Source organism: Bacteroidales bacterium (assembly GCA_014860575.1).
In the GTDB taxonomy this organism is placed as follows: domain Bacteria; phylum Bacteroidota; class Bacteroidia; order Bacteroidales; family JAAYJT01; genus JAAYJT01.
The window spans coordinates 119,109-126,254 of sequence record JACZJK010000042.1; the positions used below are offsets into that span (position 1 = coordinate 119,109).

General features: G+C 48.0%; 3 protein-coding genes. All 3 read right to left on the minus strand.

Annotation, left to right across the window (positions count from 1 at the left end; translation table 11 throughout):
* Positions 1-24: 24 nt before the first annotated feature.
* Positions 25-1,887 (minus strand): right-handed parallel beta-helix repeat-containing protein, encoded by a 1,863-nt coding sequence (locus tag IH597_11695; GenBank protein MBE0663117.1) that lies wholly within the window; start codon positions 1,885-1,887, stop codon positions 25-27.
* A 113-nt stretch (positions 1,888-2,000) separates the two neighbouring features.
* Positions 2,001-4,889: a DUF1566 domain-containing protein gene (locus tag IH597_11700; protein ID MBE0663118.1), complete on the minus strand. Its 2,889-nt coding sequence runs from the start codon at positions 4,887-4,889 to the stop codon at positions 2,001-2,003.
* A 115-nt stretch (positions 4,890-5,004) separates the two neighbouring features.
* On the minus strand, positions 5,005-7,146 hold a 2,142-nt coding region (locus IH597_11705; protein MBE0663119.1), incomplete at its 5' end, for a T9SS type A sorting domain-containing protein.

The window sequence follows — 7,146 nt, forward strand, 5'->3', positions numbered from 1 at the left end:
ATTTTACCCTGACAGGGCTAATATTTAAAGCTTTATCAGTTTCTTTACTGAAGTACTGCCATTGGTTTGAACCCTGCAAAAATAGATGCCGGGTGGCAAAAGACTAATATCTATCTCTATTACTCCATTGTTACGCTGTGTAAGAGTTCGATCTTTATGGCATTTCATAATCTTTCCAGAAATGTCCATGATTTCAACAGTATGAACAGAAACTCTCCAGTTATCAAATATCAGCTTGACCTTTGAGTGGGTCGGGTTGGGGTACAACATGATATCAGTTACCTCGTATTCCTCAATGCTGAATGACTGTATCGGCTCAAACATGACCAGTGCTCTGGACGGGTCGTCCATGGCATCATAAATATCAAACTGTCCGACTTCTTCTTCGGTGTCATGCGACCATTCGTTATTCTGCGCCCAAATAGTATCGACAAAGGCAGCGGAGGTTTCCACATAAAGATCATAGCCACCATTGTCCTTGATAATATTATAGCCTGTACCCGGCTCCTTCAGGCTGCCCATTGGGCAGTTTCCTTTCGTCCAGATACCGTGACCGCCATTGTTCCGGATGATATTGTAATTCAACCTGATGGCGTTGGTGTCTCCATATTCCGGTTGATAATCCAGGACCATGCCGTCGCCGATGCAATACTCCACCCGGTTGCTGTCGACATACCCCGAAACACTTTGTAGGTATAGACCAAAGTGCGAATCCTCAATCTCGTTTTTATCAAATTCATTCGAAGCGATGGCCGACAGGTAAACCCCATAAGCGCCGCCGCTGATCTTGTTGCCCTTCATCCCCCCGAAAGAAGTCGATCGCACATGGATTGCGCACACCGCTAACGTATCTTCTTCAAAAGGCAAGCCGGAGGATTCAAAATACGGCAGGGTTATGGTGTTGTTTTCAAAATATCCCCCTGCTGTTGTTTTTAGCCTGATCCCGGCTACCGAGCCATCGGTGTGGATTTCATTATCCTTAATTTTGATATCCCCTGCTATTGCTTTGAAGTTTATTCCGCCATTCAGAAAAGTATTTTCTTCTATCACCGATTCGGAAAGTGCCGTATATGTAGCTGAAAGAGAACCTTGCTGAACCTGGTTTCCTGTGAAACGAAAACCGCTGTGAGCTACGGCATACATTCTGATGCCACCGCCTACCTGGTTATTCGAGATCAAATCAGGGTCCGAGGCCGTTGAAAGAATTACCAAGCTGTCTGAAATCGTGTTACCTGTGATAAAGATCGTATCACTTTTAGATACCGTTCTCACTCTCAGGCTTCCGGTTACCTGGTTGCCTTCGAGCCTTATTAAGCCGTCGGATGAAGTGCTGCAAACCCATAGTCCAGCTCCAGTTTCACAATCAATAACCTCCCTTCTGGCAGCGCATGATGCACTCTCAATGTGAATACTGTCCGTGACTATGCTGTTCTTTAACACTATCCGGCCTGTTTCGCTCACTGAGGGGGTGTTATCGTTCAGGACCTGCAGGCCGCATTCCAAGATTGAAAGTGGTGTTTGTGTATAACCGCTGTCGCTGTGCATGATGTTTTCGCACCACAGGTTCCTGATCAGCACGAGCAAGGTATCCAGTTTTGATGAGAGGATGAATCTTCCTTCCACCATTGTGGAGAAACGGCTTTCCCCTGCAATGGAGACGCATTTCTCAATGAGAATCGGATCCTCAGGATAATTACCGGGAAAAACTGAGATTGAATCGCCATTCTGGGAGAGTTGTAACCCCTCCAGGATGGTGTTGAACGGGTGCGCCATCGTCCCGTCCTCAATGCCAGTGTTGTTCGAGGCATCGACGTATATCACCTGCTGGGCGAGTGAAGTGTGAAGAGTGAACAGTAAGCAAAGAAGGAGGATTTGGGATATTTTCATAGCGTCATGTTTTTCTCTGTGATTTTGCGTCTCCGCGGTTTTGTTATTTGCCACAGAAGCACAGAGAAACAGAGGGATTACTATTTGGTATTATGTTTTTATTAATCCTTAATTTATATTTTGATGATTTTCTTTACGATTATTTGATTTTCAGGATAGATTCTCGCAAAATATATTCCCGACGGCAATTCACTCATATCAAAAATAATTTCTCCTTCTCCTCTTCTCCCTATCTCCTTTTCGAAAACCACCTTACCAAACAGATCAACTATTTCAACTTTGAGTTTTGAATTTTGGAATTTGGAATTTGCGATTTGAAATTTCCCTCGTGTAGGGTTAGGAAATACCACCACGCCTCCGCACCTCCATGCCTCCATGCCTCCCTGCTCATCAACCCCTGTCGCGATATCAACCGTCGCCACCCAGTCTTTTTCAGTCTGGCCATTACCGGAGGTCACTACATAGGTGAACGGGTAGGTGAAGTCCTGCATCATGCCGCCGGGGGGATCAACCGTTGCATCCGGGGAAAGGAAAATTTCGGGGATCAACTGGCTGACATCGGTTCCTTCCTCAACAATGACATGAACGGTTTGTGCGTCTTCATCAATTTCTGCCGGTTGCACCTGCTGGTCGACGACAAAATCGATCATATTGGCTTCTCCGGAGGGGAATCCTTCCAGCACACCGTAGCGGTATAAGGTCCCATTGTTTCCAATGGCCCAGGCATGGTGGGCATCGGAGGCAAACACATCCGTCAGGTAACCGTCTGTCACGTGGTCGGCAAAAAAATGCACGGTATCGGCATTTCCATTGGCACACATCAGCACATCGCCACTGCTGGTGACAGCCCAGATAGTATCAAGGCCGGATGTGAATACACCAAGGACCGATGCAAGGGTATCTTCATAGTAGGTTTGAAGCATACCTTCTCTCAGGCGTAACATTTTCCCTCCATAGCTGATCCAGGCCTGGTTGTGTCTGTTAAACTGGATATCACCAAAGCAGGGGAAATATTGCGCTCCACCGTAAAAAGTCCAGGTGTCATTGTCATAGATCATTTTCCGGCCAAAGCATCCTGTGGTCCATCCATAATCGTTGGAGCCAAAGGCGATACCGTCCCAGTCGGTATAGGTGCCGCTGTTTTGTGGTACAAGGCCTGTTTCGGTAATTTCAGCAATCCAGCCTTCCACGCAGCCACACCAGCCCATCGATCCATCGGGTGAAAAACCTATGCTCAGGATCTGGCCGGGCGACAAGCCAAAGAAATTCCAGTTCTGACCTCCATCGGTCGTTTTGCAGAGCAATCCGCTTTCTCCGCCGGCATAGCCTGTTTCGGAGGACAACATGTAAATGGCATGGTTCGCACCCAATGTTGTCTGTACATCCCAGGTTTCCCCACCATCCGCAGTGTGGTAGATTTCATTATAAAAGCAGCTATTAGTGATCCAGCCTTCGTTGCCGATGAACCAGAGGCTGGAGAGACAGCCTCCGGCTGCACCTCCTACAGGAAAGAGGTTCTCGCTGATATCCACCCAGCCATAAGCCCGCGTGTAAGAGGCATCGAAGTCACAGGTGGAGGTGCTGTTGTTCAGGTCGACGCTGTAACTTAACGGATCGAAGCGCGCGTATTTATGGGTAGGGGTGACAGTATAATTCCCATCCGGGAGATGGTTGAATTCATACTCCCCGTTAAGGTTGGCTCGGATAAAGCTGCTGATGGGTCCGCTCAGGTAAACCTCGGCGTGGGGATAGGGATTGCTGTCAAGTGTTATGGTTCCATTGATGGAAGAAGTGGGCAGGGGGGTGTTGTCGGTCCGCACGGGCCAGACATGCCAGTCGGCCGTTTTCAAATACTGCAGCCGGTTGCCGCCTCCCATCATGCCATCGGTAAACCATACGATCCAGGCCTGGTCGGTTTCATCCGCGCGTGTCGTGGAGGTCCAGTAAGAAAGATCGAAGTTGAACCCCATGAGATTGGTAAACGGGTACTGTTCAGGCATCGCTGGATTATTCCGGCTCATGTCCACCAGGCTGGTCATCTCATTACGGTTGGGCATGCGCCAGTCGCTATGGCCCAGGTAGTTCTCCGAGTTCAACAGGGCGATGTAGTCCAGGGCATGCTGCCAGTTGATGGCCCCGTCGACCCATTGGTTGGTGTCGAATTCCGGGTCGCGGGTGAGCATCAGGTTGGCGTCCTTGGTCCACATCAGCCCGGTAAGGCGGTCGGTGACGGTGCCGTTGTTGTTGTCGACGAGCCGTGGTGTGGGCCATTCGGTCCCTTCCGCCAGGAAACCATCATCCCCCGGATAGAATGTGTAACGCTGGCCGGTGGCCGGGTTTTGCACCGACCCCGGATTTCCGCTGTCACGGACAGGAAGAAGGTAGTATTTCCAATTCGTGCCGCCGCTAATCTCAGGATCTTTTGCAAAATCCTCCGTTTCTCCGGCGGGGTTGATGATGTTGGAATGGGCGTAATGCTCCTGTAGCAGGACAGTGATGGCCAGGCTGCGCATTTGCTCCGAAGTGGTGGATGACCAGTAAACGTCTTTCAGGTTGATAAACGGATGATCCGGTGGCAGGGCAATGTCCGGATATCCAAGGTTGACCAGGGATTTCATTTCCACCATATTGGGCATGCGCCAGTCGTTGTGCCCCAGGTAATTTTCACTGTTGAGTAGTTCCATATAATCCAGTGCCGTTTTCCAATCGATATCACCATCCCCCGGCGTCCGGTCCTGATCGAAGTCCGGGTTACGGGTGGCGATGAGGTTGGCGTCCTTTGTCCACATCAACCCGGTGAATGAATCGGTTACCGAACCATCGCCATTATCGGTGAAGCGGTTGTCAGGGATGGGTACTCCCATCTGTAGGTCGCCGTCGTCACCGGGGTAATAGCTGGTGTTCTGGCCGGTGGCGGGGAGCTGAATGATGCCCTGCTGACTATGAGCGTAGGGCATAGAGAATAGGGCTAAGAGCAGAAGGAGGATGTAGGGTTTTTTCATGGCTTGATTTTTTTAGAGCACTTGGATCCAGATATCTATCGGGACGGATGCGGCGGATTTACACGGATTTTGATCCGCGATTATCCGTTGTATCCGAGTCATTCGCGTTCTATTATTATAATTTGATGATCTTCTTCATAATTATTTGATTTTCAATATATATTTTGCAAATGTAAACCCCTGTTGGCAGTTGGGTAATATTAAGTTCCGGGTTCAGAGTTCCGGGTTTTAGGTTTAAGTTTAAAAGTATCTTTCCATTCAAATCTAAAATCTCAAGTATGGTCGTTTCTGAACCAAACCCTGAAAATTGAACCTTGAACCATCCCGAAGTTGGGTTCGGGTAAATAATTAGGTAATCTGCTTCATCCCTCACAATCAAGTTTTCCATGTTTTCTTCATCAACTGCAGCCAGCATACTTTCTTCCAATTCACAGAACTCTCCATATTGAGATATTTTAGCGTGCAGTTTTCCACCGCTGAAAACCCTTACACCCGGCAGTAACTGAACTTTGTAACCTGCAATCAAATTGGCGGTTCCACCGTTTTGAACAAAAAATGTTTTACCATCGCCGCCCACTGTGATTATTTCGGTAGCTTCAATACAGTCGGTTTCACCATTTGCGATAGTGATATCTACCGTTTGATCGAAATAGGTAGGACCCAGAAAATTCCAGCCAATATTGTTGCCCAGATCGGTTCCGTTGTAAACATTGAAAATGGAACCCCCAGTGGCTTTCATGTCCTTTAATTGAACGCGGTTTGCCCACACAGTTTCCGAGGCTTTTGAAATGGTTGCTTGCGAACCGGAAGTGGTTGCCTGCATGTTGATCTGGCTTCCATCATTCACCCAGGCATGAAAATTTTCAAGGATGGTCTGGGTTTTCCCCGATTCAAGAATATAAGAATTGCCTGGCGAAAAAATCAAGGTGTTATATGTGTGATCGCCATTGATTGTTCCGTTCCCTATAAAAATCACCTTGCCAAATATGCCTGAACCGGAAAGAGTCGAAACTCCGGTGGCACTTTCAAAAGTTACATCATTGTAGCTCAATGCTGCCGGAGTCTGGCTCCACAATCCGGCTCCACCGCTGGCAAACATGATTTCGGATGTTCCGGGTGTAACGCTCATGTTTGAACCGGTAACATACCATGCCTGGTTGGAGTTCGAACCCAGGTTAAACAAAGATGAACCCATATTCAATGAGCGGGCAAGGCTTGTAGTGGAAATAAAGCGCCGGCATTCCACATTATTGTCATTGGTATTCAGGGCGCCTTGGTTCAGGTAAAGGTCGTTATTATTGAGGGTCAGGTTATCCTGTAATGTCCATACACCGCCTGCACCATTAAAATACACGGCATTGTTGAAAAGTTTTCCGGCCATGGTGATTGAATACGATGATTTGGCTGGTGTTTCTCCTTCAAAATAAGTAATGCCATTGAATGAGAAGTTCATGTTGGGGTTTAGCGTAAGCGAACCATTGATTCTCAGGTTATAGCTGCTTGAGGACGCAGAGAAGGCAGGATTATTGGTTACTCCCGACCAATCCATATCGGTACACCCTGCATTGGCAATATTGACTGATACCACCTGTCCGGGTAAGGTGAAAGAATTGGCATCGAAAAACAGGTTATCAAGTTCTGTAGGAACGCAAAAGGATGGCTCTCCTCCGCTGGAGAGGGACCAGTGGCTGCCATCGTCCCAGTTTCCTGCATTACCAATCCAGTATAGATCCTGGCCTGAAAGCGTATTGATGGTCCAGCCCAGGTTATTGCCAAGGTCGTTACAGTTATTGGCAACAAATGCTGCCCCGCCGGTGGCATTGTTATCTTTCAGGTTCACCCGGTTGATGGTTACAGTACCATTGGCTATTGAGAATATGGCCTGGTTTCCCGAAGATGTTGATTGGATTGTGATTACCTCGCTGCATGTTCCATTGGCAATCAGATTGCCGGTGAAGGTTTGTGTACCATTGTGTTGAAATGAATAGGTTTTGCCAGGCCAGAGCTCCAGGGTGCCAAAGGTATTGCTGCCTCCGATGGTACCATTGCCCTTTATCTGAACCGTGCCAAAAGTATTGCCGCCCTGGTGGATGGTAGCTGAGCTGTTAAAAATCAGCTCGGTAATATTGTAGCAACCATGGTACATATCGGCATGGCCGGCAAATGTGACCTTGTTGAAGCTGCCATAGCTATTGCCCATATATCCTGTTGAACTGAAAGTTATATCGTGGGCGTTTCCTAAGCTTTGATAATAAGC

Excerpts from the sequence above, each read along its gene's own strand:
- IH597_11695 (MBE0663117.1), bottom strand. The coding sequence starts at position 1,887 with ATGAAAATATCCCAAATCCTCCTTCTTTGCTTACTGTTCACTCTTCAC.
- IH597_11700 (MBE0663118.1), bottom strand. The coding sequence starts at position 4,889 with ATGAAAAAACCCTACATCCTCCTTCTGCTCTTAGCCCTATTCTCTATG.